22 protein-coding genes and 1 pseudogene are annotated in these 26,095 nt (G+C 72.3%); 9 read left to right on the plus strand and 14 right to left on the minus strand.

Features of this window, described 5'->3' with window-relative positions; all coding sequences use genetic code 11:
• Positions 1–22 precede the first annotated feature (22 nt).
• Both ACWGN5_RS08795 and ACWGN5_RS08800 read right to left on the minus strand, forming a co-directional pair.
• Positions 23–2,821: a S8 family peptidase gene (locus ACWGN5_RS08795; protein ID WP_453512570.1), complete on the minus strand. Its 2,799-nt coding sequence runs from the start codon at positions 2,819–2,821 to the stop codon at positions 23–25.
• 191 nt (positions 2,822–3,012) lie between these two features.
• Positions 3,013–4,596 carry a phospholipase A2 gene (locus tag ACWGN5_RS08800; RefSeq protein WP_453512572.1) on the minus strand — a complete coding sequence of 528 codons (1,584 nt, stop codon included), beginning with the start codon at positions 4,594–4,596 and terminating at the stop codon, positions 3,013–3,015.
• A gap of 347 nt (positions 4,597–4,943) precedes the next feature.
• Between ACWGN5_RS08800 and ACWGN5_RS08805 the strand changes: the two genes are divergently transcribed.
• Positions 4,944–5,432, plus strand: a complete 489-nt coding sequence (locus ACWGN5_RS08805; protein WP_453512574.1) for a hypothetical protein — start codon at positions 4,944–4,946, stop codon at positions 5,430–5,432.
• A 204-nt stretch (positions 5,433–5,636) separates the two neighbouring features.
• Here the strand turns inward: ACWGN5_RS08805 and ACWGN5_RS08810 are convergent, their stop codons facing one another.
• The 5 genes from ACWGN5_RS08810 to ACWGN5_RS08830 all read right to left on the minus strand — a co-directional run bounded on the left by ACWGN5_RS08810 (position 5,637) and on the right by ACWGN5_RS08830 (position 9,846).
• Positions 5,637–6,191 (minus strand): dihydrofolate reductase family protein, encoded by a 555-nt coding sequence (locus ACWGN5_RS08810; protein WP_453512577.1) that lies wholly within the window; start codon positions 6,189–6,191, stop codon positions 5,637–5,639.
• Between the two features lie 43 nt (positions 6,192–6,234).
• Positions 6,235–6,954, minus strand: coding sequence for a helix-turn-helix domain-containing protein (locus ACWGN5_RS08815; RefSeq protein ID WP_453512580.1), 720 nt, complete (start codon positions 6,952–6,954; stop codon positions 6,235–6,237).
• A gap of 5 nt (positions 6,955–6,959) precedes the next feature.
• Positions 6,960–7,646: a class I SAM-dependent methyltransferase gene (locus tag ACWGN5_RS08820; protein ID WP_453512583.1), complete on the minus strand. Its 687-nt coding sequence runs from the start codon at positions 7,644–7,646 to the stop codon at positions 6,960–6,962.
• Between the two features lie 47 nt (positions 7,647–7,693).
• Entirely contained in the window at positions 7,694–9,037 is a 1,344-nt protein-coding gene (gene lysA, locus ACWGN5_RS08825; RefSeq protein WP_453512867.1) for a diaminopimelate decarboxylase, read from the minus strand.
• Between the two features lie 212 nt (positions 9,038–9,249).
• The gene (locus ACWGN5_RS08830) at positions 9,250–9,846 is read right to left on the minus strand and encodes a dihydrofolate reductase family protein (protein WP_453512584.1); all 597 of its coding nucleotides are present in this window, start codon (positions 9,844–9,846) and stop codon (positions 9,250–9,252) included.
• A gap of 341 nt (positions 9,847–10,187) precedes the next feature.
• Here ACWGN5_RS08830 and ACWGN5_RS08835 point away from each other — a divergent pair, with 341 nt between their 5' ends.
• Complete coding sequence (locus ACWGN5_RS08835) at positions 10,188–11,261, plus strand: tyrosine-protein phosphatase (RefSeq protein ID WP_453512585.1); 1,074 nt, start codon at positions 10,188–10,190, stop codon at positions 11,259–11,261.
• 1,087 nt (positions 11,262–12,348) lie between these two features.
• On the opposite strand, the pseudogene ACWGN5_RS08840 reads toward ACWGN5_RS08835, so the two are convergent.
• A pseudogene (locus ACWGN5_RS08840) lies at positions 12,349–12,819 on the minus strand (SRPBCC family protein); the annotation flags it as partial.
• Positions 12,820–12,966: 147 nt separating this feature from the next.
• Here ACWGN5_RS08840 and ACWGN5_RS08845 point away from each other — a divergent pair.
• Positions 12,967–13,374 (plus strand): hypothetical protein, encoded by a 408-nt coding sequence (locus ACWGN5_RS08845; protein WP_453512588.1) that lies wholly within the window; start codon positions 12,967–12,969, stop codon positions 13,372–13,374.
• A gap of 22 nt (positions 13,375–13,396) precedes the next feature.
• Here the strand turns inward: ACWGN5_RS08845 and ACWGN5_RS08850 are convergent, their stop codons facing one another.
• Both ACWGN5_RS08850 and ACWGN5_RS08855 read right to left on the minus strand, forming a co-directional pair.
• Positions 13,397–15,697: a CHAT domain-containing protein gene (locus ACWGN5_RS08850; protein WP_453512591.1), complete on the minus strand. Its 2,301-nt coding sequence runs from the start codon at positions 15,695–15,697 to the stop codon at positions 13,397–13,399.
• A gap of 90 nt (positions 15,698–15,787) precedes the next feature.
• The gene (locus ACWGN5_RS08855) at positions 15,788–16,069 is read right to left on the minus strand and encodes a hypothetical protein (RefSeq protein ID WP_086831883.1); all 282 of its coding nucleotides are present in this window, start codon (positions 16,067–16,069) and stop codon (positions 15,788–15,790) included.
• Between the two features lie 242 nt (positions 16,070–16,311).
• On the opposite strand from ACWGN5_RS08855, the gene ACWGN5_RS08860 reads away from it, so the two are divergent.
• Positions 16,312–17,280 carry an acetylxylan esterase gene (locus ACWGN5_RS08860; protein ID WP_453512594.1) on the plus strand — a complete coding sequence of 323 codons (969 nt, stop codon included), beginning with the start codon at positions 16,312–16,314 and terminating at the stop codon, positions 17,278–17,280.
• Between the two features lie 126 nt (positions 17,281–17,406).
• Here the strand turns inward: ACWGN5_RS08860 and ACWGN5_RS08865 are convergent, their stop codons facing one another.
• On the minus strand, positions 17,407–18,579 hold the full coding sequence (locus ACWGN5_RS08865; RefSeq protein WP_453512597.1) for a cytochrome P450: 1,173 nt from the start codon (positions 18,577–18,579) through the stop codon (positions 17,407–17,409).
• Between the two features lie 397 nt (positions 18,580–18,976).
• Here ACWGN5_RS08865 and ACWGN5_RS08870 point away from each other — a divergent pair, with 397 nt between their 5' ends.
• Together ACWGN5_RS08870 and ACWGN5_RS08875 are read left to right on the plus strand one after the other, a co-directional pair.
• Positions 18,977–20,062 carry a cytochrome P450 family protein gene (locus tag ACWGN5_RS08870; RefSeq protein ID WP_256341223.1) on the plus strand — a complete coding sequence of 362 codons (1,086 nt, stop codon included), beginning with the start codon at positions 18,977–18,979 and terminating at the stop codon, positions 20,060–20,062.
• An 11-nt stretch (positions 20,063–20,073) separates the two neighbouring features.
• Positions 20,074–20,829: a class I SAM-dependent methyltransferase gene (locus ACWGN5_RS08875; RefSeq protein ID WP_453512600.1), complete on the plus strand. Its 756-nt coding sequence runs from the start codon at positions 20,074–20,076 to the stop codon at positions 20,827–20,829.
• A gap of 423 nt (positions 20,830–21,252) precedes the next feature.
• Here ACWGN5_RS08875 and opcA read toward each other — a convergent pair whose 3' ends face one another.
• On the minus strand, positions 21,253–22,164 hold the full coding sequence (opcA, locus tag ACWGN5_RS08880) for a glucose-6-phosphate dehydrogenase assembly protein OpcA (protein ID WP_453512602.1): 912 nt from the start codon (positions 22,162–22,164) through the stop codon (positions 21,253–21,255).
• Between the two features lie 82 nt (positions 22,165–22,246).
• Entirely contained in the window at positions 22,247–22,810 is a 564-nt protein-coding gene (locus ACWGN5_RS08885; RefSeq protein WP_453512604.1) for a DoxX family protein, read from the minus strand.
• A 170-nt stretch (positions 22,811–22,980) separates the two neighbouring features.
• Between ACWGN5_RS08885 and ACWGN5_RS08890 the strand changes: the two genes are divergently transcribed.
• From ACWGN5_RS08890 to ACWGN5_RS08900, 3 genes are all read left to right on the plus strand, one after another.
• Entirely contained in the window at positions 22,981–24,357 is a 1,377-nt protein-coding gene (locus ACWGN5_RS08890; protein WP_453512606.1) for a M20/M25/M40 family metallo-hydrolase, read from the plus strand.
• A 34-nt stretch (positions 24,358–24,391) separates the two neighbouring features.
• On the plus strand, positions 24,392–25,006 hold the full coding sequence (locus ACWGN5_RS08895; RefSeq protein ID WP_453512607.1) for an HdeD family acid-resistance protein: 615 nt from the start codon (positions 24,392–24,394) through the stop codon (positions 25,004–25,006).
• A 131-nt stretch (positions 25,007–25,137) separates the two neighbouring features.
• Entirely contained in the window at positions 25,138–25,560 is a 423-nt protein-coding gene (locus tag ACWGN5_RS08900) for a DUF350 domain-containing protein (protein ID WP_383860019.1), read from the plus strand.
• Positions 25,561–25,620: 60 nt separating this feature from the next.
• Here ACWGN5_RS08900 and ACWGN5_RS08905 read toward each other — a convergent pair whose 3' ends face one another.
• Positions 25,621–26,073, minus strand: a complete 453-nt coding sequence (locus tag ACWGN5_RS08905) for a hypothetical protein (RefSeq protein ID WP_453512610.1) — start codon at positions 26,071–26,073, stop codon at positions 25,621–25,623.
• Between the last annotated feature and the right edge of the window lie 22 nt (positions 26,074–26,095).

Raw genomic sequence — 26,095 nt, forward strand, 5'->3', positions numbered from 1 at the left:
GTTCACCGCTGTCCCGGAGCGCCTACCGAGCGGTGTACCCGAAGGCCACACCGTTGGCCGGCAGGCCGCCCGAGCCGGGCTTGTACGTGGTCACGGGAGCGACCGTGCCGCCCTGGGTCACGTTGGACATCGGCAGCGCGTACAGCGCGCCGGCGGCGTTGGGCCCGAACGGCATCCCCACGTACAGCTTGGTCGCGGTGAAGTGGATGCTCCTGCCGAGCTCCTGGTTGGCGCCGGGCGTGCCGGGGATCCCGTCGCCGTCGCCCGCCTCGATCCAGCGGTCGTTCAGACCGGCCGAGCCGGCCATGGAGAACGTGTGGACCGCGCCCGCCTTGGTCGCGGTGCCGATGGCCTCGCCGGGCGTACCGACCGCGAGGCGCATGGAGGCGATGGTGCTCACCGCGTTCGGCGCGGTGTTGACGGCGGTCAGCGTCTCGCCCATGCGGTCACCGGTCTCGGAGGTGCCGGAGACCTCGTCGTCCGCGGTGCCCTGCTTGAGCTCGCGCAGATAGCTCCAGGTGCCGTCGGGCTTGATCCGGATCTGCACCACACGGCCCGCGTTCAGCCGGTTCTCGGTGCCCACGACCACGCCTTCACCGGGCGAACCGATGGCGAGGATCGAGTCGGTGGGGGCGGAGGACCCCATGGGCCGGTACGGGGCGATGGCGACCGCGAAGCCGAACTGGTCGCCGGCCTCGGCGTCTCCGGAGATCGCCGCGCTGTCCTGGTCGAGCCCGGCCAGGGGAAGCGGTCGGCCCTCGGGGTCGAAGGCGTTGGCGTCGAAGAGGGCGACACCGCCCGCCTTCGCCTTGGTGCCGATGGCCTCGTTGGGGGAGCCGATGGCGAGGTAGTTCTGGTCGGCGGCCAGGGAGTAGCCGAAGTTGTCGTCCTTCTCGGGGTCACCGGGGACGCCGGGCTTGTCCTGGTGGATCGTCAGGCTCGTGGTGCCGTGGACGTAGAAGACGGTGCCCGCGTTGGTGAGCGTGCTGATGGCCTCGCCGGGCGTGCCGATCAGCAGGTACGGCCGGCCGGCGTCGTTGACGGCGGCCGCGAGCGAGTGCCCCATCCGGTCGTTCGCCTCGGCGGTCGAGGCGGCGATCCCGCCGGTGCCCGCGCCCTGCTCGAAGTGGGTGTCCTTGGTGGTGCCCGCTCCGAGGCCGCCGGCGGCGCCGTAGAGGATGTCGACCATGCCGGCGTTGGTGGCGGTGCCGATGTCCTCGCTCGGGGTGCCGACCACCAGGTCGGTGAAGCCGTCCTTGTTCCAGTCGATGGTGGCGAGGGTCTCGCCGAAGTAGTCGTCCGCCTCGGAGCCGCCGGGCACCCAGTCCAGGTCCTGGCTGATCTCCGCGGTGCCCTTGCCGCCGCCGTACACGATGCGGATCAGACCGGCCCTGGCGTCGGTGCCGACAGTGGCCTGGGTGTCGGAGATCGCGATGTCCTCGGCACCGTCGCCGTTGAAGTCGGTCATGCCGACGGGCTGGGGGGTGCTGCCGCCGCCGCCGAGCGCCGCGCCGATGTCGATGCGGGGAGTGGTGGCGCCCGTGTAGATGATGGGCCGGCCGCTGCTCTTCAGGAGGGCCACGAGGTCCGCGACGCTCTTGGTGGGGTAGGCCTGCCTGAGCACGGCGAGGGCGCCCGCCACGTGCGGCGCCGCCATCGAAGTGCCGTTCTTGGAAGCGTAGTTGCCGCCGGGGACCGAGGAGACGATGCTCGTGCCGGGGGCGAACACGTCGAGCAGCGGGCCGCGGTTGGTGAAGGAGGACAGCTCGTCGTCATCGGTGGTGGAGCCGACCGTGACGGCGGAGGAGATGCAGCCGGGGACGCTGACCGCGTCGGTGTAGCCGTTGTTGCCGGCCGCGATCACGGTGGCGACACCGGCGGCGAGCAGGTTGTCGATCGCGGCCTTGCGCGCGTCGCTCTCGCAGGCGGCGGTGTAGTGGCCGCCGCCGAGGCTGAGGTTGGCCGCGATGATCGGCGTGCCGGCCTGCTTGAGCTTCAGCACCTGCTCAAGGGCGGCCAGTTGGGCGCTGGGGAAACTGCCGATGCACGGCACTTCGCCGCCGCAGGCGTCGGCGGTGTTGAACTGGGAGAACACCTGGATGGCGACGATGTCGGCGCCGGGGGCGACTCCGGTCTTCGGGGATCCGACGGAGCCCGTGCCCTTGCCCGCGGCGATGCCGGCGACATGGGTTCCGTGGTCGCAGGCGTTCAGGGTCGCGCACGGTCCGGACGCGGAGTCGGCGGAGCCGGGCCCCTCCTGCTGCGCGGCGCCGTTGGGGCAGAGGCTGGTGGCGCCCAGGTCGGGATCGATCGGCGAGAAGCAGGCCTCGGCCTTGACCCGGCCGCCCAGGAACGGATGGTGGGTGTCGACACCGCTGTCCAGCACGGCGACGGCGGTGCCGGCGCCGGTCTTGCCCGCCTTGGCGGCCTCGTCGCCGCCGATGAGCGGGACGCTCTCGTCGAGGGTCGCCTTCTCGGGCTTGTCCTCGGTGACACTGACCACCCCCGGCTGGGCGGCGAGCTGGTCGAGGCCCGCTCGGTCCACCTTGAGGGTGACCACCGGCAGGGCGTCGAAGCTCTGCTTCGTCTCACCGGCGGCGGCCGCTTCGGGAATGTCGGTACGGCTCTGGGTGAGCACGTTGACGCGGACGGTGGCGCCGCCGGCGGTCATGTCGTACAGCGGCGGGTCGACGACCTCGCCCGCGACCGCGGCCGTGGCCGCGCCGGTGGTGCTCGTCGGTGCGGCGGCCTGGGCCGGTATCGCACCCAGGGTCGTGGTCATCGCGGCGGCGACGACCGTGGCCCAGATCGTTTTCTTCATGGCGCCTCGGGGAGCAGGGGGCCCGGCGCGGCCCGTGGAGGGACGCGCGCGGCCGGGTCCGTGGAGATGGGGGGAAGGGATCGGGTGCGAAGGGGCCGGGTGGCGATGTCGCGCCACCCGGCCCGTGTCCGCCCGAAGGCCCGATCCGTCAGGAGCTCGGGCCGGGGGACGTCAGAGGTCCCCGCCCGGGATCAGGTCGCGTTCGCGCCGTTCTTGGCCCGGCCGAAGACCGTCACCGCGGCGTAGTACGTGTTGGCGAGGGAACGGCAGGTGCTCTTCCAGAAGTAGGCGGAGCAGGTCTTGCTGTAGAGCGTGCTGTAGAAGACGGCGTCCACGGCAAGGCCCTTGTTGCGCGACAGGTAGTACTTGTAGCCCTTGTACGTGTTGCCGATCAGGCCGTAGCCGTAGTCGTGCATGTCGCAGGCGGGGATGAAGTTGTAGCCGAGCGGCTTGTCGGGCGCCGTGGTGCAGTGGTCGTGGTTGATGCCGCGCACCCAGTAACCGGTCGGGGTCTTCTTCCACTTGGGCGAGTGCCAGCCGTAGTGCGCCACCTTGGCCGAGCAGCCGGACTTCCAGTAGTACAGCCAGTGCCGCGCCCAGCTGCACTTCGACGGGTACGACGTCGGGTCGGTGATCTCACCGCCGGGGAAGTCCGTGGCGGGCGGCGGGTCGGTGACGCCGGTGGTGTCGTCCGGAGCGTCACCCTCGACCGGCACGCCGGGGGTCGGGACGGCCTCGCCGTCGACGGTGGCGGTCGGGGCCGCGGAGTCGCCCGCGAAGCTCAGGTCCCAACTGCCGCTGCTCGGCGAGCTGATGTCGGTGAGGCGGTTGACGCCGTCGTACGTGTAGGTGGCCTGCGGCTCGGCGGCCTCGCTCGGGTTGGTCACCGTACGCAGCAGACCGGAGGAGTCGTAGGCGTACCGGGCGAGGGTCTGCGTGGTGGCGCCCTCGGTGACGCTGATCTGCTTGACGCGGCCCGTGTAGTCGCCGAAGGAGGTGCCGGCGGCCGTGGTCGAGTCCGCGTAGGTGACCGCGGTGGCCGTCGCGAGCCGCTCGCCCGCGGCGGGGGTCGAGACCTTGAACACCCGGCCCTTGCTGTCGTACTGGACCGTGGTGGCGAAGGTGTTGTTGCCGACGCTGGTGACCCGCCACTTGTCGGTGCCGGTGGCGGCCTGCTGCCACTTGTAGGTGGGCTTGAGGTCCGCGGCCGGGATGGGGTTTCCGGCGGCGTCGGTGAAGGTGTCGTCGCCCGCCGCGACGGCGGAGAGGTCCACGCCGAGCACCTCGACCATGGTGGTCACCAGGGTGCCGGTGGCGTCGTTCCACTTGGAGGTCGCCGTCACCTCGGACCCGTCGGCGGTCGCGTACTTCTTGACGCCGCCGCCGTCCGGGTAGTCGATGCTCGACTTGAGCGCGTACGTGATCTTCTCGTCGACACCGAGGTCGGTGACGACGATGGTGTCGCCCTGCTGCTCCAGCTTCCGGTTGAGCTGGCCACCGACGAACTCGGCCTCCCAGTTGGGACCGAAGACGCCCATCTCGGGGCGGGTGGCGGGAGCGGACTCGGGCTTGGCGAGGCTGCCGTCGGGCTGCGCGGCGACGGTGTGGCGCCGGCCTATGAGGGCGACGTCCACGTCGTTCTCGGCGACCTGGAAGGTCTTGTCCGCGGTCGAGTACTGACCGGGACCGATCGTGGACAGCGTGCCTTCCGCAAGCGGCTGGTCCGGGACCTCCGCCGTGGTGGCACTCGCCTGCTCGGCGGTCGTCAGTGCCATGGACTGCTGCGGCATCAGTAGCGCGAGTGAGAGCGCAGTGATGGCAGGAAGCGCGATTTTGCGCACGAGTTGCCCCCCTGGTGTGGTGCTCGGCTGGTGATTGCTGCGGACCCTAGGCGGCTCTTGATCAACTTCACAAGGCTGTCTCACCGGGGGGCGACGACGCCGTTTGCTTGCACCTGCGAACGCTCCGCAAATGCCACTCGCGTGTCCGGACGCGATTGAGTACGCGTACTCATGTGGCGTGCGGGGCAACGCCACAGACTGTGCGCATGACCGAAATCCCAGCTCAGGGCCGCTTGTTCATCCGCCGACGACACAGCCTCTCGGCAACTGCCGTAGTTCTTTTGGCACTTGTCGGCTGCGGAGCCCAGCAGCAGGCGGCCACGGGCGTACGGGACGGCTCCCCCGCCGACACCGCGGCCGACAGGGCGTTCACCGCGATGCTCGACGACGTGGCGCGGTCATGCCCCGAGCCCGGACCCGTGGAGAAGCCCCCGGGCGACGCGGCCGCGCCCGCCCCCACGGCGGGTCCGGAAGTCGAGCTGAACGCTCGCGACTGGTGCGCGAGCGCGCTGCACGAGGAGCGCATCACCCGGGAGGTCCGGAAGCCGGCGGACCCCACCCCGGACAAGGTCAGGAAGATCCTGAACGGCCTCGGCTACATCGACGCACGCATCCACGGACTCCGGCAGTCGGGCACGGCCACGACGTTCACTCTCGACCTGCGCGACAAGGGCGGCCGTCTCTGCGTCAACGGCTCGGCAGAAGGCGACAGGACCCTCGTCGAGGCGTGCGTGGCACCCGAGAAGGGCCCGTTCTCCCCTGCAAAGTAAGCGTTCCGATCTTCGAGCTCGTGTGACCCAAGTCACCTTGTGATCACTGCGCCGGGTGACCTACCGATCCTGCCCTGTCATGGCAAAACGGACCAGAGAGGGATGAACCTGCTCTCTTTCGAAGAGTTCGGGGGGTGTCACCATTTCACGGTGCGTCGTACGGCCAAGTGCTCTACGTGGTTGCATACGTAACTTCATTGCCCCTCAGCGCTCCGGACGGTAGGTCGCGATGATCACTCCGCTGCTGGTCGGCCGGGCGCTCACGAGTTCCAGCTTCTTCAGGGCGGCGTCGTCGGCGAACAGCTTCTTGCGCCCCTCCCCGGCCACCACCGGGTGGATCAGCAGGACCAGTTCGTCGAGGAGGTCCTGCTCCAGCAGGGAGCGCACCAGCGTCGGGCTGCCCGCGACGGTGATGTTCTTGCCCTCGCCCGCCTTGAGCCCCTCGATCGTGGCCGCCGGGTCGCCGCTGACGAGCGTGCTGTTCTCCCAGTCGTCGACGCTGTCCAGCGTGGAGGAGAAGACGTACTTGGGCGATTCGTTGATCCACTGGGCGAAGCCGACGTCCTCCCCGCTGGTCACCGTCGGCCAGTACCCGGCCCACTCGGTGAACGTCACCCGGCCCAGCAGGATCGTGTCGGCCGTCTCCAGCGTCTCCGCCAGTGCGGCGCCCATCTCCTCGTCGAAGGCGAACTGCCACTCGTTCGGCGACTGGGCGACACCGTCGAGCGAGACGAACAGACCGGAAACGACCTTGCGCATGATTCCTCCTGATGTGTACGGGCTTGTCGCCACGTCAGGAAGGCTATGCGGACTCCACCCCCGAGGGCTTGTACAGAAGCGACAGCGGCTCCGCCGTGTCCGGGGCGCTCAGCCGAGTGGCGGTGCGGCCGATGTACCGGGTCAAGGACCGCGCCAGGTGCGGCTGGTCGAAGTACCCGAGCCGGTGGACGACGTCCTGCGCCGCAACGCCCCCCTGGATCAGCAGCGCCGCCTCACGGGCACGGTGGATCTGCCGTATCGCGCCCCGGGTGAGGCCGGTCGCGGCGACGAATCGCCGCTGGAGGGTGCGTGCGGAGACGTCGGGAGCGGCCCCGCCGAGCACGGCGGGCACGATCGGGTCGCGGTCCACGATGCCCTCGCGCACCAGGCGCCGTACGAACACCTCGGCGTTGTCGTAGTCGGGCACGTGCCACGCCGAGCCCTTCAGCCACACGGACCGCCGCGTCACGTCGGGGAGCTCCGCGCCGCCGCCGACGAGCCGGCTGATCGGAACATGCGGCATCGAGGTGCCGAGGGCGAAGCTGATGCCGAAGAACGTGGCGTCCTTCGGGACGGGTGCCGGGCAGGCCTCGGGCTCCGGGCCCAGCACCGCGGCCTGCACCCGGCCGTCGTGCTCCCAGAAGACGAGCTCCCAGTGCGCCGACGCGATCGACGTCATCCGCCCCACGTCATCGCTTCGGCTGCGCCAGACCCGCTCGATGTACGGCAGCTCGGACGGACGGCTCTCGATCTCCAGCCCCAACCGGATCAACTCCTGGCATCGGTCGTCTTCATACGGGGCAGGGTCTGGGTGACGCGCCACAGGCGGCGGGGAAGGTCGCCCTCCTCGAAGGTGTGGAGTTCGTCCAGGGTCCAGCCCTCGGCGAGCGCGTCGACGAGCTCGCGGCCGAAGAAGTGGACCGCGAACCCGCCGTGCTCGAAGATGTCGTCGCCGTGCGCGGTGCCCGCGCCGTAGTGGGCGTCGCCGGTGTGCCGCACGGTGTAGACGAACACCCCGCCGGGCCGCAGGACTCGGCGGACCTCCCCGACCAGGGCCCGGATCTCCTGCGTCGACAGCGCCATGCACAGCAGCATGTGCGCGAACACCGCGTCCACCGACGCGTCCGGCAGCGGCAGGGGCTCGCGAACGTCGTGCACCGTGGTGGTCACCCGCGCGTCGACGCCCCGGGAGCGGGCGCGGGCGCGCAACTGCTCAAGCCCGACGGGGCTGAAGTCGGTCGCCCGCACCGTGAAGCCCTCGCGGGCGAAGTACAGCGCGTCCCTGCCGTGACCGGCCCCCAGCTCCAGCACGTCCCGGGCCCCCGCCGCCCGGAACACGCGGGCGGCGTGGACCGCGGGCGCGGACGGTTCCTCGCCGTACATGCCCGGGTGGGCGGCGTACGTGTCCTGCCAGTGCCGCCGCTGGGCCTCGGCCAGCTCCTGCTCGTCCGCCACGGTGTTCCCTTCCGGCTGTGCTCCCCGCCCAGCCTAGACATGCGGCGCTAGAGTCCGATGTCGCGGCGGTTCATGTCGTCGAGCGACTCCCGGCGTACGAGCGTGCGCGCGGTGCCGTCCTTCACGGCGACGACGGGCGGGCGGCCGACCAGGTTGTAGCCGGAGGCCATGGACAGGTGATACGCCCCGGCCACGGGGACGGCCAGGAGGTCTCCCGGGTGGACGTCCCCGGGGAGAGGAACGTCCTCCGCCAGCACGTCTCCCGCCTCGCAGTGGCGGCCGACGACGGTGACGAGCCGGGGCTCCGCCGTGGAGTGCCGGCTGATCAGGCGGGGCGAGTAGCGGACGCCGTAGAGGGCGGGCCGGGGGTTGTCGCTCATGCCGCCGTCGACGGCGACGAAGGTGTGCGTTCCGGTGCGCTTGACGGCGAGGACCCGGTAGACGCAGACACCTGCGGGTCCGACGACCGCACGGCCCGGCTCGATCGTGAGCCGGGGCACGGGCAGCTTCACCTCGGCGCAGCCGTCCCGCAGTTCGGCCCGGACGCGCGCCGCGAGCTGCGGCACGTCGAGGCTCTCCTCGCCGGGCCGGTAGGCGATGCCGTGCCCGCCGCCGATGTTCAGCTGGGGCAGCTCCACGCCGTGCTGCTCCCTGACCCGTGCCATCAGGCCGACCATGCGGCGCACAGCGGCGACGTACGGCTTGACGGTGGTGATCTGCGAGCCGATGTGGCAGTGCAGTCCGACGAGGTCCAGCCGGGGCTGGTCGAGCACCCGGGCGACCGCGTGCTGCGCGGAGCCGTCGGTGACGGACAGGCCGAACTTCTGGTCCTCGGTACCGGTCCGCACCTTGGCGTGCCCGCCGGCCGCGATGCCGGGTACGACGCGCAGCATCACCTGCTGACGCGAGCCGTGCGGCACGATCGCGGCGAGGCGCGCGATCTCCGAGGCGCTGTCGACGACGATCCGCCCGACGCCAAGACGCACGGCGGTGTCCAGGTCCTCGGGACTCTTGGCGTTGCCGTGGAGGACGATCTTCTCGGGCGGGAAGCCCGTGGTGACGGCGAGAACGAGCTCGCCGGCCGAGCACACATCGAGGCCGAGGCCCTCTTCCCGCACCCAGTGGGCCATGGCTCGGCACAGGAACGCCTTCGCGGCGTAGACGACATCGGCTTCGGGGAACGCCGTGCGGTACGTCCGGCAGCGCTCCCTGACCTCGTCCTCGTCCAGTACGTAGACGGGGGTGCCGAACCGGCCCGCGGTCTCGGCCAGTGACACACCGGCGACGGTGACGTCCCCGCTGTGCTCGGGGCGGGTGGAACGCGGCCAGATCGACAGTCCGTCGGCCGTGTCGGACGCGGGTGACGGCACCTGGGGCAACGAAAGGGACAGGGACACGACGTCTCCTCAGCCGATACCGGCGCCCGGCCGGGCGGCCGGGCGTGCTCCGAGAGGAAGCTATGCCCGCCGGGCGCGGCTCCGGGCCCGTCACTGACGCGCGCTTGACGCCCTTGCCCGGACCCGTAACGCGCTCCTGACGCCGCTCAGGGGCGACGGACGGGGGGCCGCCGGCCCTGGTCGGCATCGGCGCGTGCGCCCGCCGACTACGCCTCGGTCTTCGGCCGGTAGGTGCACACGTGCACTCCGGTGCCGGTGACGACCGTGGAGACCAGATCGAACGCGCGGAGGTGGCCGTCGGCCGGGTAGATCGTCTTCCCGCCGCCGACGAGCACCGGCAGGATCATGAGCCGGAGCTCGTCGACGAGCCCCTCGGCCAGCAGGGTTCGCGCGAGGGACGCGCTGCCCATGACCACCAGGTCGCGGCCTTCCGCCTCGCGCAGCTTCCTGATCTGGTCCACGGCCTGGTCGCCGGGGATGCGCGTGGTGTTGTTCCAGGTCAGCTCGTCCTCGCCGAGGGTGCTGGACACGACGTACTTGGTGACGCTGTTCATGTTGTCGGCGAACGGGTCGCCGGCCCGGCCCGGCCACGCAGCGGCCATGGTCTGCCAGGTGCGGCGGCCGAACAGCAGGGCGTCGGTGCCGGTCTGCCACTCGGCCAGCGCGCCGCCCATCACCTCCGGGTCGAAGAACGGGTGGGTCCAGCCACCGTGGGCGAAGCCGCCGTCGGTGTCCTCGTCCGGGTGCCCGGGGGCCTGAACAACACCGTCCAGGCTGATGAACTGACTGATCGCAATGCGCATGCGGATGTCTCGCTTCTTCCTGATCCGTGGGGTGCAGAGGGTGCCGCTGGAATCCCGGTCGTTCGCGACGAGAGAAAGCTATGTTGCGTTCAGGGGTCCGGCAACCGACGCATGACCCAATCCCCTTATACGCGCAGGCCAGTTGGGGAAATTCATTGCAATCATCCTGCAGCTGAACGCAAGGGTGGTCGTCGATCCGTTGCAATGACCTGAGCGTGAACGCGCGACACGACCTGCACATGGTGCACAGGTGGCACGTTTTGCCATTCGCCGTCGGTGGGGCGGGATCCAGCCATGTCGCGTTCATATGACGTTCGCCCCGGCCGCCCAGTGTCACGGCCATGAACAAGGCACTCCTCTCGGCGACGGCCGTCGCCGCCGCCCTCACCGTCACCACCGTCGCCCCCGCTTCGGCGCTGGACCTTCCCGACCAGGCCTTCCAGCACCGATCCGGTCAGGCCATCCCGTTCACCGCGGCCACCGTCACCTCCGGCGCCGACGGCTCCTTCACGCTCACCTGGTCGGCGGAAGGCGTCCGGCGCGTGGAGATCCGCGCGAACGGCAAGGTCGTCGCGAGGGGCGGCGCCACCGGCCGCGCCGTGGTCACCGGGCTGCCCGCCGCGGACCGTCAGTGGTTCTGGTTCGAGGCCGACCACGGCCAGGGTCTGCGCCTCGCCGACCGCCTCGTCCAGCTGTCCGGAACCGTCAATCTCCGTGACGTGGGCGGCTACCGCACCGAGGACGGCCAGTGGGTCAGGATGGGCGAGGTCTACCGCTCCGACGCCCTCGACAAGCTCAGCCCCGAGGACCAGGCCAAGCTCCAGCGCCTGCGCGTCAGAACCGTCTTCGACCTGCGCACGCAGGACGAGCGCGCCAAGGCCCCCGACCGCGTCCCGGCCGGAGCCGAGTACGTCGTCGCCGACGTCTTCGCGGGCTCCGGCGCCTTCCAGGCCATGCCGAAGACGCCGGCCGAGGCCGAGCAGATGATGATCGACGCCGAGAAGGCGATGGTCAGCGGCGACGGGGGCAGGAAGGCGTACACCCAGGTCTTCGACGGCATCCGTGAGGACGACGCGCGCTCCGTGCTCTTCCACTGCACGGCCGGCAAGGACCGCACCGGCTGGTCCGACGCCGCCCTGCTCACGGCCCTCGGCGTGCCGCGGGACACCGTCATGGCCGACTACCTGGCCAGCAACACGTACCGCAAGGCCGCCAACGACGCCATCCTCGGTCACCTCCCGCCCCAGCAGGCCGCCGTCTACAAGCCGCTGCTCGACGTCCGCCCCGAGTACCTCAACTCCGGCTACGCCGAGGTCGAGGCGGCGTACGGCACCTTCGACCGCTACCTGAGCGACGGCCTCGGCATCGACCACCGCGAACTGAAGCGCCTCAAGAAGGACCTCCTCATCGGCTGACCCGGGACGAGGCCCGACCGCCGTTCACCAGGTCGGGGACCGTCTGGCGGGCCGTTCCGCCGGACGTCGTCACCGATTCCCGATCGCCGTTTGCCGGGCCGGATCCGGGAAAGCCGGACCCATGTGGACGAAGTGGAAACCGCACTACGCACCGTCGTGATCAGCGGGGTCGGCGGGGGCGGCGGCGGTGTCGGCCGGGCCTGCGCGGTGGCGTTCGCCGCCCGTGGTGCGGGACGTCGGCGCGCACGGTCGCTTCGACGGCCGGGCCCGCCGCCGCAGCCGTCAGCAACCCGCCGCGCACGCTCTCGGCGCGCTGGCCGCGGCTTTCTCACGCAGATGGGGGCCACGCGCCGAACGAAAGCGGGACAGGAAGGTGTGACCATGCCGTACGAACACACCAGGATGACCGCGCAGGAAGGCGGGGCCCCGCTGGTCATGGGCACCGTTCCCGTGCCGCCGGACCCCGACACCACGCCCGTGCCCCCGCCCGAACCACCGCGACCGCCCGGCCCGCCCGGTCCCGTCGAGCCGCCGGTGCCCCCCGAACCGCCGGCACCGCCGGGTAAGCCCACCCCGCCCACCGAGCCGCCTGCCCCCGGGCCCGGGACTCCGGAGCCCGGCGATCCCCGCCCGCCGGAACCGCCCGACTGACGTTCCCGCGGGCTGTGGCTGGACCGGGCGGGTGACCCTGAACCGCGCCGCCCGGACCGGCAGGTCCGCGGTGTGGCCGTACTGGCGGCCGCCCTGGGCACCGATCCGGCGGCCGGGACGGTGCGGCGCATCCGTCTCAGTGGGGTCATGCCCGTGCGGGTACCCCGGTGAGGCGGGGGCACGGGCGCGCGAGTCGCATTCCGGTCGGCAGGCACAGGGGCGGCCGGGGTGCCCGATACGGGAACGGGCCGGCTCCGAGGAGCCGGCCCGTGCGCCGCGGCGCTGAGGGGTGCGGTCACCGCATGCCCGGTTCGTCGTCGGGCGGCAGCGACCAGGACCCGGTCTCCGGGGGCGTGCCCGTCGTTCCGGGCGACCGCACCGGCCCGGGCGGCTCCCGCATCGCCTCGGGGCCCTTGTGGGTCGTTCCCGTCCCCGTGGCGGTGCCGGCCTCGTCGGGACGGATCCGGCCGCGCCAGGCGCCGCTCGCGTCCCCGTGCTCCTCGATGAAGCCCTTGAAGCGCTTGAGGTCGCCCTTGACCCGGCGGTCGAGCATCCCGAGGGCGTCGGCGGCCTTCTCCACCATGCCGTCGGGCTCCACGTCCATGGCGAGCCGCACCCGGGTGTGCCCGTCGCCCAGGGGCTGGAAGCTGACGACGCCCATCTGCCGTACGTCGCCTCCCGTCGTGCGCCACGCGATGCGCTGGTCCGGGAGCTGGTCGACGATCTCGGTGTCGAACTCGCGCCGCACTCCGGCGATCTTGGTCCGCCAGTGGCAGTGCCGGTCGTCGATCTGCCGGACGTCCTCGACGCCCTCCATGAAGCTCGGGAACTCCTCGAACTGCGTCCACTGGTCGTACACGCTCCGCAGCGGTACGTCCACATCGATCGTCTGCTCCACCTTGCTCATGGTGTGGCCTCCTTCGGTGGCCGGGGGTGTTCCGTCGGACATTCCACCGCCGCGTCTACCCACGGTCGCGGCATACAGACGTCCCACTCGGCAACCGCCGCCCCGGTACCTTGATCCGCGCACGCACCGGCGGATCGAGGAGCACACATGCAGATTTCGACGCTCAGCCTCTGGGGGGCCGGGGCCTTCGGCGCGGTCATCGGCTGGATCGCCTACCGGACGCTGCGGCGCGCGGCCGGCGGGTCGCGGATCGCCGATCTCGTGACGATCATCGCGGCGTTGGGCGGCGGCGCGGTCGTGAACAACCAGTTCGCGGAGCCTGATCTCTTCGCCGCGTACGGCATCGGTCTGTTCGCCGGCTTCTTCGGCTACTTCGTGGCCGGTCTGCTCGTCGACCGGTCGGAGGCCAGGGCGAAGGCGCGGCTCCGGGCGGAGGCCACGGCGGAGCTCCCCGCGCGGGCGGAGGGCTCCGATTCCGTCCCGGCGCCGCGGGACGAGGCCGGTGCCGGCTCGTCCGCGTCCACCTCGACGTCCACGTGGATGGGCGAGGAGTGAGCGGCGCCGGCCCGGCCCGCGGTCAGGCGGTGCCGCGCAGGCGGAGTGCGGCGGAGCAGTACGCCGTGTAGGCGAGCCCCAGGACGTTGCCCTTGCGCAGGAGCCGCATCCGGACGCCGTGCAGGGCGGGGCCGACCTCCTGCCCGGCGAGGAGCGCCTCCCAGAAGAGTTCGGCGAACTCGCTCGCGAGCGCCTGGTCCACGGTGATCTCGGTGCCGATGACTCCGGAGGCGTGGAGTTCGGTGAAGGTGTCGACGAAGCCGAGCCAGGAGGCGGGGTCGCGGTCGGCGGTGTGGCAGCCGTTGAGGAAGACGAGGGGTGCGAGTTCGTCCCAGCGGTCCCATCCCTCGTCCACCGCCCAGGCCTTGAGGTCCTGCGGGAGGATCCGGTCCGTCCGGCCGATCTCCAGGACCGTGGCACTGGAGAACTCGCCGTCGGCGGCGCGCGGCCGGCGGCCGTGCCCGTAGAAGTACACGCAGTCGCCCGGGTCGCCGATGAAGGCCCGGCGGAGCGCCGCGCTGTAGTCGTAGACGTTCACCCACCGGAACCGTGAGCGCAGGGCGGCGATGTGACGGTCCGACAGCTGCCGGTCGAGGCGGTTGCCGCGGGCCACGGTGAGGACGGGTGCGGCGCCCTCGCGGCCCGCCGTGAGGCGCAGGCGCCGTCCGCGCGGGACGGACGGCGGATGCTCGATGAAGTGGCGATATCCCCAGAAGCCGTACGGGCAGAGGGTGTTGAGGGCGTGCCGGTCCTCCGCGGGGCAGGAGCGGGCCGTGGCGTCCCGTCGCATCCGGTCCCAGCCGGGGCCGCACGGTACGAGGGGTGCCCGGCTCTCCACGGGGATGTCGTACAACAGGCCCCAGGGGAAGACGAGGTACTGGTGTTCCTCGCGGCAGATCTGGATCTGGGCGGGTTCGCGCAGGACGCGCATCAGCGCCGCCCGCTCCGTCCGGTCGCGCGCGACCAGCTGGAAGAAGGACCAGCCGAGCCGGGCGAGCCTCGTCATGTCGTGGAGCAGGGCCTCGGGCGGCTTTCCGTTGTCCGGGTCGAGCAGGTTCTCCAGCCTGCGGTCCTCCCCCTCCCCCGTCCGTAAGGCGTGACAGTCGAGCAGGGCCGCGCGTGCCTTCTCCAGGACGTCGCGCACCTGGTGGTCGCCGAGCCAGAACGTGGCCACGGGACCGTGCTGCGAGGTGACGTCGACCGTCATCGTGCCGTCGCCGCCGCGGCCGATCCGTACGGCCGCGGTCCGTGCGGGCAGCTCGGCGAGGTCCGTGAACCCGGGCGCGAGGGTGTAGTCGACGACGGCGGTCGTCGCGCCGCCCACGCCTTCCCGGGCGGCGACGACGGCCGTCAGGGACGCCGACTGGAGCTGGTTGCCGCGGTACGCGACGTGCACCCGCATCCGCGCCGGGCCCCGCGCCTCGGGCGCGGTGAACGGGATGTGCAGGTACCGTCCCCGGTGCCACGGCTCGCAAGCGTGCCGCTCGCCGGGGCGGCACGGGCAGACCCAACTGCCGCCCTCCCGCGGCAGGAAGAGCGGGTGCGCGACCGCCGGGAGGACGAAGTCCTCGCTGAAGACGGTCACGTCCAGCCAGTCGCCCCGGCCTTCGTCGTCCGCGTGGGCGAGCGACTCTTCGGGGAAGGACCTGGCCTGTCCCGCGAGCAGGCTCTTCGGGTACAGGTCGCCGATGTCCACCCGGAGTTCGTACGGGCTCCCGGAGGCGAGGAAGCGGTCCTCGGGAACGACCTCGCGGGAGAGCGGCCACACGACCGCCAGATTGAGGAACCGTTCTTCCGTGGCCTGGGCGGGTTCGGGCGCCGGGGTCCGGGGCGTGCCTCCGGTGGCGTGCTCGGTCCACGGCGGGATCGCGGCGCCCCAGGAGTTCGCGAAGTCCGGGGCCTCGGGCCGGGGCCGGGGCCGGGACCTGCGCCAGAGCCGGAACTTGCTCTGCTTCCTGCGCTCGGCCCGGCGTATCGGCTCCGGTTCGGGCCGACGCTCGTCCACGTCCTCCGCGGCGGGGACGGGCGGTGGAGCGCTCTCGGCCGGGAAGCCGGCGGGAATGCCGCGCGGTACGGCGACCACCGGCCTGGAACGGAACATCAGCAGGGTCTCGAAGGCGCCCCGGAACGCCGCGCAGATCTCGTAGAACGCGAACGAGAAACCCGCCTCGTCCACGTCCGCGTCACGCAGCAGCAGCTCCCAGGCGCGCCGGGCCTCGTCCTCCAACTCCGGCCGGTGCCACAGCTCGGAGTCCCGCAGAGCGCGCAGCTCCGCCTCCAGCTCGCAGCGCGGGGGCCACGCGTACGCGTCGTCGTGCGGCACAGGTGTCGCCTCCATCGTTCCGGACCTGCCGATGGGGTCATTCTGGATCCCTCGCGAAGGAGGGGAACAACGGGCCCGGCTCCCGCCGTCTCAGGCGCTGTTGGCGTCCAGGAGGCGGCGGGTGCGGTCGCTGGCGCCGCTGAGGGTGAGGGGCACGCCGAGGCCCGCGCACATCCGGTGGGCGCGGGCGAGGGCGCTCAGGGTGGCGGGGCTGGGGTCGGCGGCCGGGACGGCGATGACGACCCGGGCGGGCCGGTGCTCCTGGACGAGGGCCTGGATCTGGAGGGCGGCCGCGGCGCGGTTCGTGACGTCCAGGTCCCGGTGGAGCGTCACGTGCAGGGCGTCGTGACGTACGGCGTGGCTGATGAGCAAGGCATCCCTCCGCACAGGAGACGAGGAAGGCCCACAGCGGGACGTCGGCGTGGGCGGTTCGTCCGAGGATGTCACGACTGGAGGCCAGGTGGTGTTCTCGTGGCGTTCACCGCGCGGAGTGTCTAGCCGGGCGGACCCCGAAGTTCACGTATATGAATCGCCGGGCTCACCTCCTAGGGTGGGAGAGGCCGGGGCGACCGGTCGACATTTCGAACGAGACCCTCACTCACCAGGCGGTTTCCATGACTCAGTTCGACCTGTCCGTCGACCGGCTCCGCACGTACCGCAGTGCGTCCGTGGAGCCCGAGGACTTCGACGCCTTCTGGACGAAGACCCTCGACGAGGCCCGTGCGCACGAGCTGGACGCGCGCTTCGAGCCCGTGGCGACGGGACTGGCCACGGTGGACGTCTTCGACGTGACCTTCGCGGGCTTCGGCGGGCAGCCGGTCAAGGGGTGGTTCGTCCTGCCGGCCGGGACGTCCGAACCCCTGCCCGTGGTGGTGGAGTTCCTCGGGTACGGCGGCGGGCGGGGCCTTCCGCACACGCATCTGCTCTGGGCCTCGGCCGGGTTCGCGCACTTCGTGATGGACACGCGCGGGCAGGGCAGCGGCTGGGCCACCGGCGACACCCCGGACCCGGCGGGCAGCGGGCCCTCGTTCCCGGGCTTCATGACGCGGGGCGTCGAGGACCCGTACGCCTACTACTACCGGCGGGTCTTCACGGACGCGGTGCGCGCCGTCGAGGCGGCCCGTGCGCATCCCCTGGTGGACGCGGGGCGTACGGCGGTGACGGGCGTGAGCCAGGGCGGCGGCATCACGCTGGCCGTGGCGGGGCTGGTGCGGAACCTGGCGGCGGTGGCCCCTGACGTGCCTTTCCTGTGCGATTTCCCGCGCGCGACGACGATCACGGACCGCATGCCGTACCGCGAGATCGGCAACTACCTGAAGACGCACCGCGGCCGGGTGGAGCGGGTCAGGGAGACCCTCGCCTACTTCGACGGGGTCCACTTCGCGGCGCGCGCGACGGCCCCGGCGCTGTTCTCGACGGCCCTGGAGGACGAGACCTGCCCGCCGTCGACGGTGTTCGCGGCCTTCAACGCGTACGGCGCGGAGGAGAAGGCGATCGAGCTGTACGACTTCAACGACCACGAGGGCGGCGGAACGTTCCAGCAGGCGGCGCAGCTCCGCTGGCTGCCGGGGCGGCTCCGCTAGCGGATGGGGCCGGAGCCCGGGCCGCGCAGCGGGCCCGGGCTCCGGCGGGGTGCACGTGAGCTGTGCACCGGCGTGCTGCCCGCCTCCCGGACGGGCGTCACGCTCGCTGGTTTCAGTGCCAGTACTTCATGGTCGAACCTCCTCCCCCGCTCGTGGGCGCAGGGTGACCTCGAAGCGGTCGAGACCGCGGAGGGTCAGATTGCGCCGGTGGTCCGGTTCCGCGACCGCCCGTGCGTCCGGGTAGTCCCTGGCCAGGGCCCCGAGGACCGATCCGGCGAGCCGGATCGCCATGGACGCGCCCAGACAGGCATGGGCCCCGCGTCCGAACCCCAGGTGCGGGTTCGGGGCGCGGTCGAGTCGCAGCTCTGTGGGGTGGTCGAACCGCAGCGGGTCGTGGTTGGCCGCGCCCAGGAAGAGCGTGACCGGATCGCCCGCCTTGAGGGTGACGCCACCCAGTTCGGTGTCGGTGACGCAGACCCGGGCGTCCGCCTGGACGGGTGCGTCGTACCGGATGAGTTCGTCCACGGCCGTGGCCGGGCTCGCCCGGAACGCGGCGAGCGCGCCCGGGGTGGTGAGGAGGGCCGCGGCGGCGTTGCCGAGGAGCCGGGAGGCGGATTCGTATCCGGCGTGGAGGACGGCGCGCAGACTGTTCCGCAGAACCGTTTCTGCCACGCCGCTGTCCGCCGCGTGCTCGGCGACGTACGCGATGAGCCCTTCCTTGGGCGGATCCGCGAGCCACCCGCCGGCGTACTCCGCGAGCCGGGCGCGAGCGGCGACGGCCGGCTCGTGCTTCTCGGGCCAGAGCCCGGCGTCCATGCCGTCGACGACGGTACGGGACATGGGCACGAACCAGTCGAGTTCGGGCGCGGGGACGCCGAGGAAGGCGGTGACGAAGCGGAGGGCGACCGGTTCGGCGAGCTCTCCGACGAGGTCGAAGGAGGGCCGCTCGGCCAGCTCGGCGAGCAGGTCCGCGATCCCGTGCTCGAGGCCGTCGTGCAGGGCCTGGCGGTCCTGGGCGCGGAAGCCGTCGAGCAGCAGGTGCCGGATGGCCGTGTGCTCCGGCGGGTCGAGGGTCTGGACGCTCAGCAGCGGCGCGGGGATGTCCTCGCCGGCGCGGCGCCAGTCGGAGGCGAAACGGTTGCTGTCGGTGAGCACCGCGAGGCAGTCGGCGTGGCGGGTCAGGACCCAGGAGCCTAGCAGTTCGTGCCAGAAGACCGGCGTGGTCTCCCGCAGCCGCGCGTAGGCCGGGTAGGGGTTCCGCAGGATCGACGGACGGGCCAGATCCAGAATCGGGTCCACGGCTGCCGCTTGCTCCACGAAACGTCTCCCCCTGTGCATCGGGCCTGGTTGAGGCCTTGACTGCTTTCCGAGTCGAGCGAACGAGACGCCGGAACACCGGTGGGTGGAACGCCTCGTTTGGTGCTTCACCGGCGGTTCGCCGGTCCATCCCCGTACATCATCCGAGCCGAGCGCCGGTGACGCTACCACGCAACTGGGGTGGCTGGTATGACTACCTGCCTCAGATCTTTCACAAAGCTTCGGGGAGTTACGGAAGATGACCGGTCAAGACCAGACAATCGTTCACGATGTCCCGGTAAACGTCGCTCAACAGCCCAACCCCTACCCGCTTTTCGAACGCATCCGTGAGCACGGCGTCGTCCAGCGCGTCCGGCTGAATCCCACCCTTGAAGTCTGGATGGTCACCGGCTACGACGAGGCGGTGGCCGCGCTCACCGACCCCCGCCTCAGCAGCAGCCCCGTCGGGGTCAACGGCCTCGAGGAGGAGATGGCCCACCAGGAGCGCACCAACGTCCTGATGGCCAGCATGCTCGTGGCCAACGGCGAGGACCACACCCGGCTGCGCAACCTCGTCTCGAAGGCCTTCACCTTCCGCCGCGTGGAGGCGCTCGCGCCCCGCGTCCAGGCGCACACCGACGCCTTCCTCGACGCCATCGCACAGCGCGGATCGGCCGATCTGGTCTCCGAGTTCGCCCTGCCGCTGCCGATGGCCGTGCTCAGCGAGCTCATCGGCATCCCGGCCGAGGGACAGCCGGACTTCGCCCGCCTAGCGGTCGGCCTCATCATGCCGCCGAACACCCCCGAGCGCCTTGCCAAGGGAGCCCGGGCGCGGGCCGAACTCACCGAGTTCTTCGAGCCGTTGATCGCCGCGCGCAAGGCCGACCCGAAGGACGATCTGCTGAGCGCGCTCTGCGCCGCGCAGGCCGAGGAGAAGATCAGCGACCGCGAGCTGACGGCCATGGCCATCCTGCTCACGCTCGCCGGCCACGAGACGACGGCGAGCCTCATCGCGAACGGCGTCCACGCCCTCCTGCGCCACCCCGAGCAGTTCGCCGCGCTGCGCGACGACCCCTCGCTGCTGCCCGGCGCGATCGAGGAACTCCTGCGCTACGAGGGGCCGGTGAGCCGGGGCGTCGCGCGCTTCACCGTCGACGCGTACGAGATCGGCGGGGTCACCGTGCCGCCCGGCGAGATGATCATCATCGGCCTCGCCGCGGCCAACCGTGACCCGGCGCGCTACGACCGTCCCGACATCCTCGACGTGGCCCGCCGCGAGGTGCCGCAACAGCTCGCTTTCGGCCATGGTGTGCACTTCTGCCTGGGCGCCCCGCTGGCCCGCGCGGAGGCCCGGATCGCCATCGGCACCCTGCTGCGGCGCTTCCCCGACCTGCGCCTCGCCGACCCGGACGCGGACCTGAGCCGGCGCGAGGGCATCCTGCGCGGGATGGCGACGCTGCCCGTGACGTTCACCCCGCAGGCGTGAGGGGGAGGACGGTGGCGGTCGCCGAGTTCGACGAGATCGCGCCGAACTACGACGAGTCGCGCGGCGGTACGGAACGGGCGGCGGGTTTCGCGCGGATGCTGGCGCCGCTGCTCGACCCGGCCCGCCCGGTGCTCGACGTCGGCGTGGGCACCGGCATCGTCGCGGCCGAACTGACCGCGCTCGGGCACACGGTGCACGGCCTCGACCTCTCGCCAGGGATGCTCGCCCGCGCGAGGGCCCGGCTCGGCGCCCGGGTCGCGGTGGCCGACGCCTGCCGGCTGCCGGTACGGAGCGGGACCGTGGACCAGGCGGTGTCGACCTGGCTGCTGCACGCGGGACCGGACAACCGGGCCGTCCTCGCCGAGGTCGGACGGGTCCTGCGGCCGGGCGGACGCTATCTGGTGATCCCGGCGGGCGGGACGCGCCCGGCGGACGACATCGGCGTCCTCGTCGGGGAGTTGGAGGACCGCCTCGATCCGGAGGGCAGCCGGCGCGACGGACCGGAGTGGCTGGCCCCGATCGCCGCGGCCCACGGCCTCGTCTACGAGGGGACGGCCTCGGAGCGGCCCACGTCGTTCGAGGTGACACCACGGGCGATGGCCGCGTCGCTTTCGCGGGGCCTGTTCACGGGGGCGTGGGCGGTGGGCGCCGAGGCGACGGCCCTGGTGACCGAAACCAGATCCCGTCTCCTGGCCCTCCCGAACCCGGACGTCCCGCGCGTCCGCCGGGGCGCGGACGTGGTGCTGCGCTTCACTCGGACCGCGTGACGGACCCCGTTGCGGGGCCTGCGCCCCCGCCGGGGCGGCGCCCACCCCGTTGTGGGATGCGTTCCGCCGGGGCGGTGCCCACCCGCGCGGACGGCGCCCACCCCGTTGTGGGCAATCGTTCCGCTGGGGCGGTGCCCACCCGCCCGGACGGCGCCCACCCCGTTGTGGGCAATCGTTCCGCTGGGGCGGAACGGGTGGGCACAACGGAACGGCGCCCCAGCCGGGCCTAGGCTCCCGTGCCTGAACCCGCACCCCCGGTGACGGCGCGGTCGTGGTGCGGGCCAGGGCGCGGAACGCGGAGGCGCCGCTGAAGGGCGCCGTCCCGTGTGCCCACCCGTCCCGCCCTGCGGGACGATTGCCCACACGGGGGCGGGCCGGGGCGCCGCCCAGCCGAGGCGCGGTCCCACACGGGCGCGGGCACCCTCAGGCGCGGCCCCGTAGCGCCGCCGCGTACATCTCGTCCGGGTCCAGCCGGCGGAGCTCCTCGGCGATCAGCTCCGCCGTGCTCCGGACCTTCAGCGCCAGGACCCGGCTGGGCTGCCCGGGGATGGCGAGCCGCGCGACCGGGCCCTCGGGCCGGTCGATGCGGATCTCGCCGTCGGCCGTGCCCATCCGCACGGCCGTGACGACGGGGCCGTCGGTGACGACCCGGTCGACGGGAACCCCGAGCCGGACCTCGAACCAGCGGGCCAGGAGTTCGGCGCTGGGATTCTCCGCCTCGCTCTCGACGGCGGCGGAGGTGACGGTGAGCGGCGCCTGGTCGAGGGCCGCGGCCAGCATCGAGCGCCACGGGGTGAGCCGCGTCCAGGCGAGGTCGGTGTCCCCGGGGGCGTACGAGGCGGCGCGGCGCTCCAGCGCGGCGAGCGGGTCCTCGACCGCGTACATGTCGGTGATCCTGCGCTGCGCGAGCGAGCCGAGCGGGTCCCGGGAGGGCACTTCGGGGGCGTCGACCGGCCACCAGACGACGACGGGCGCGTCGGGCAGCAGCAGCGGCAGGACGACGGAGTCGGCGCGGGCGCCGAGTTCGCCGTACAGCCGGAGCAGGACCGTCTCGCCGGAGCCGGCGTCGGTACCGAGCCTGACCTCGGCGTCGAGCCGGGTCTCGTACCGCTCCCGGGGGGTGCGGGCGTGGCGCTTGATGACGACGAGGGTGCGGGAAGGGTGTTCCCGGGAGGCCTCGTTGGCCGCCTTGACGGAGTCGTAGGCGTTCTCCTCGTCGGTGACGATGACGAGGGTGAGCACGGCCCCGACGGCGGGCGTGCCGACGGCCCTGCGCCCCTGCAGGATCGCCTTGTTGATCTTGCTGGAGTCGGTGTCCGTCAGATCGATCTTCATGTGCGGCGCCCGTCCCTTCCTCTGCGGCGAGCCTAACCCTCCCGCGCGGCGGACGCGTGCGGGTCCCCCGGAGAGGTGCCTGCTAGGCGGCTTCCGGGCCGGGGTCCGAGTCGGGGCCCGGGTCGGGTTCCGGTGCGGGGGACGCCTGTTCCGCGGCGCGGCGGCCGACGACGGCGGCGGCGGCGATCGCCGTGCCGAGGAAGGCGGTGACCACGACCCAGCGGCGGTCGAGGACGTGTCCGGTGGCGTGGTCCAGGGAGTACCGTCCGGCGCCGGTGATGCCGATCGCGGCGGCCGAGAAGCCGAGGAAGGCCGGGTACTCGTAGCCGCCGGACATGGCGAAGAAGCCGGAGGGGGCGTGGACGGCGACGGCTCCCGCCATGGCGCCCGCCGCGGCGGCACCGGCGACCGGGGTGGCGAGACCGAGGGCGAGGAGCACTCCGCCGCCCGCCTCGCCGAGACCGGCGGCGATCGCGCTCTCACGGCCCGGGTTGAAGCCCATGGCCTCCATCGCCTTGGTGGTGCCCTCGATGCCGCCGCCCCCGAACCAGCCGAGGAGCTTCTGCGTTCCGTGCGCGGCGAGCACGGCGCCGGTGCCGACTCTCAGCACGAGCAGCCCGAGATCGCGTCGGTTGGGGTGGCCCATGGGTTCTCCAGGTGCGGGAGGCGGAGGCGTACGCCGTCCACTCTGGTCCCGGCGGGACCCGGGCGCTCTCCGAACCCCACCCGGAATAGCCCACCCGAGTCATGTTTTGCGGCGATTGCCCACTGTTGCTTGACTGAGTGGGCTTTCGTCCCCGAGGGAAGTGGGTCCGCATGTCCGCCGAGTCCACCGAGACCGCAGCCCTGCGGGAGAGGGTCCGGGCGCTGATGCCCCGGGCGAAGGAGGACCTCGCCGCCCTGGTGGCGATGCGCTCGGTCGCCGACCCGCGCCAGTTCCCGCCCGAGGAGTGCGCGAAGGCCGCCGACTTCCTCGTCCGGGCCTTCACGGAGGCGGGGCTCCGCGACATGCGCCGGGTGACGACCCCGGACGGCACGGACGCGGTGGTGGGGCACGCGCCGGGCCCCGAAGGGGCTCCGACGGTGCTGCTCTACTGCCACTACGACGTCCAGCCGCCCCTCGACGACGCAGCCTGGCGGACGCCGCCCTTCGAGCTGACCGAGCACGACGGGCGCTGGTACGGGCGCGGAGCCGCCGACTGCAAGGGCAACATCGCCATGCATCTGACGGCGCTGCGCGCGCTCGGCGGGCCGGAGGGCCGGGGCTTCCCGGTGAACATCAAGTTCGTGGCGGAGGGTTCGGAGGAACAGGGGACGGGCGGCCTGGAGCAGCTCGTGCCGCTGCAGCCCGAACTGTTCGCCGCCGACACCCTGTTGGTCTGCGACACCGGCAACTTCGCGCTCGGCCTGCCCACCGCCACCACCTCGCTGCGCGGACTCACCAATGTCGTCGTCACGGTCTCCACGCTCAAGGGCGAGATGCACTCCGGGATGTTCGGCGGCCCGGCGCCCGACGCACTGGCCGCGCTCGTACGGATCCTCGACAGCCTCCGCGACGAGCAGGGCAACACGACGGTCAAGGGCCTGGACGGCGCCGGCGTCTGGGACGGGGTGGACTACCCGGTCGAGCAGTTCCGTACCGACGCGGGCGTCCTCGACGGGGTGTCCCTCCTCGGCACGGGCTCGGTCGCCGACGAGCTGTGGGCCCGGCCGGCCGTCACCGTCCTCGGCATCGACTGCCCGCCGGTGGTGGGCTCCTCGGCCGCGATCCAGGCGAAGGTACGGGCCAGGGTCGGCCTGCGGGTGCCGCCGGGGATCGACGCGGACGACGCCCTGCGTGCCCTCACCGACCACCTCACCTCGGCCGCCCCGTGGGGCGCCCGGGTGGAGGTGGAACCGGAGAGCGCCGGACAGCCCTTCCGGGCGCGCACCGAGGGACCCGCCTACCGGGCCCTGGGGGCGGCGCTGCGCGAGGCGTACGGGAAGGACATGGTCCAGTCGGGTCAGGGCGGCTCGATCCCGCTGTGCAACGTGCTCGCGGCGCGGTTCCCGGAGGCGGAGATCGCCCTGATCGGCGTCGAGGAGCCGGGCTGTCTCATCCACGCGCCGAACGAGAGCGTGGATCCCTCCGAGATCGAGCACATGGCGCTGGCCGAGGCCCTGTTCCTGAGCTCCTACGGCACCCGGCCGTGACCCCCACCCGCCACGAAAGGACCGGTGCAGTCCCATGACACAGACTCAAGACTCTCCGTACGGCCGCGACGCGCGAGGGGACGTGCCACCCGGGCCCCTGGGAATCCTCGCGGGCTTCGCCTGGCAGGCCCTGCTCGTCGCCGGGCTCGTCTCGCTGATCCTCGGCGTCATGGTGCTGGCCTGGCCGGAGGCCACCCTGCGGGTGGTGGGGGTGCTCTTCGGTCTGTACCTGCTGCTCAGCGGTGTGATGCAACTGGTCGCCGCCTTCGGCACGCACGCCACCACGGCACTGCGGGTCATGGCCTTCATCAGTGGTGCGCTGTCGATCCTGCTCGGCCTGTTCTGCTTCCGGGGAGCGACGCAGTCGACCCTGCTGCTCGCGCTGTGGATCGGGATCGGCTGGCTCTTCCGCGGCATCACCCAGACCGTGGCGGCGGCCTCCGACCCGGCGATGCCGGCGCGCGGCTGGCAGATCTTCCTCGGCATCGTCAGCGCGCTCGCCGGAATCGTGCTGATCGTGTCCCCGCTGGAGTCGGCCACGGTGCTCACGGTCCTCGGCGGCGTCTGGCTCCTCGTCGTCGGGGTGGTCGAGATCATCACGGCCTTCATGGTCCGCTCCCGCGCCAAGGGCCTCCCGCCGGGCGCCTAGGGGCTCGCCGCCTCGGCCCGCCGCCCGCCCGATCTCCGGGGGGGCGGCGGTTCTCGTTCACCCGTGCGCTACATTTTGCCGGTCCTTGACCACCGATCCCCCGCGATCACCACGTTCGGAGCCGGCACCTCATGAGCGACATCGTCAACGGCCTCGGCCGGGCCGGCGCCTACGGCGCCCTCGGCGTGGTCCTGCTGATCCTCGGCATCGTGCTCGTGGACCTGCTGACCCCCGGCAAGCTCGGGCGCCAGATCTGGGAGGACCGCAACCGCAACGCCGCGATCCTGCTGAGCTCGGCGCTCCTCGGGATCGGCGGCATCGTCTTCACCTCGATCTGGACGACGTACGAGAACTTCGGCAAGGGCCTCGTCTCCACGGCCGCGTTCGGTCTGCTCGGCCTGGTGATGATGGCGGTGGCCTTCCTCGTCGTCGACCTGGTCACGCCGGGGAAGCTCGGTGCCACGCTCGTCGACCCCGAGCCGCACCCGGCGGTCTGGGTGACGGCCTCCTGCAACATCGCGGTCTCGGCGATCGTCTCCGCCTCGATCGCCTGACGGGCGGGCGTCCTCGGTGCCCGACGGGCAGGCGCCCTCGCGCACCCGACGGCCGGCGCGTCACGGGGACATGGGCTCGACCTCCAGGAAGCGGCGGCCGCGCGGCCCCTTGTAGAGGAGCGCCTCCCAGCCGAGCCGTCCGAGCGCGGGCACGCACGCGCCCAGGGCCGCCGCCTCCTCCTGGGCGGCGCCCGCGCCCGGCGGGCCGAGCCACTCCACCCTGACCGTGCCGGGCCGCTCCCCCGCCGTGACCCGGTAGCCGGTGGAGAGCCGCGCACCGGAGGCGTCCACGGACGAGGGCGTGATCCCGCCGGACTCCAGGGCGAGAGCCACCGCCCTGACCGGTTGACGCCGCTCCCAGTCGGCGGGCACGGTCCTCGGGTCGCCGCCCTGGCGCAGGGTCAGCCGCCGGATCTGGAGCAGCCCGTCGACGGCCGCGCGGATCTCCCGCGATCGCTGCTCGGTCTCGGCCGGGGGCAGCGGCGGCCCGTCGCCCGTTGCCGCCTCGAACACCCCCGAACCGCCCCCCGCACCG

This window comes from Streptomyces sp. NPDC055815 (assembly GCF_053616475.1).